This window comes from Neobacillus drentensis (genome assembly GCF_036966985.1).
Lineage (GTDB): Bacteria > Bacillota > Bacilli > Bacillales > Cytobacillaceae > Neobacillus > Neobacillus drentensis_E.
This window is the reverse complement of the sequence record NZ_JBALSN010000026.1, coordinates 1-658: the sequence shown is the minus strand read 5'-3', so window position 1 is coordinate 658 and position 658 is coordinate 1. Positions and strand designations below refer to the sequence as shown.

Below are 658 nucleotides of genomic sequence, written 5' to 3'. Positions count from 1 at the left end.
AGTCTTCGCCGTCTTCCATTCCAATCAACAGCGTAATGTCCTTAGATCAACTTGTACTTACTGATCATTTTTCCTAACTTTTCTTTCTCTCCGGAATCACGATTGTAGCTACAGTCCTTCTTCTCCTCCCCTCTTTTGGTTCGTTATTTATAACTTTTAAATAGACAGCTGAAAGTTCGTTTATAAATTCCACATACTCCTTATCATTTAAGTGGATGGATGCCTGTCGGAACGTGACACCATCCGAAACTAGATCGATGCTGTCCTGATCTAAGTATCGATCATATTCGCCCATTAAATTTGCCATAAATTTAATAAAAAGGCTCATATGTTCATCCCTTGAAAGCTTATTTAAGTCTTCGGGACTAAAGGTTACCTTGTTTGGATTATGGATGGAATAGACTTTTTCGACAGTTCCTCTGATTGGAATTTCATCAACAATATGAATGACTCCGGTTTCAACTAATTTTTTTAGGTTGCGATACAATGAAGCTTGTGGGATATCTGGAAGAAATTCTTTTAATTGCTGCGCTGTAAGTTGTTGATTAATTAAATACTGGATGATTCTCATACGAACGGGATGCAATATAACGTCCACAGCTGATTCATTTATCATTTTAATATTAGCTCCTAATTTTATTATCATTCTCAATAACGA

At 35.9% G+C, this 658-nt stretch carries 1 protein-coding gene; it reads right to left on the bottom strand.

The genetic code is table 11. The annotated features are described in order from the left end of the window. Positions 1-73: 73 nt before the first annotated feature. Positions 74-658, bottom strand: a 585-nt coding sequence (locus V7659_RS01620; RefSeq protein WP_335537679.1) for a helix-turn-helix domain-containing protein, incomplete at its 5' end; no start/stop codon positions are given.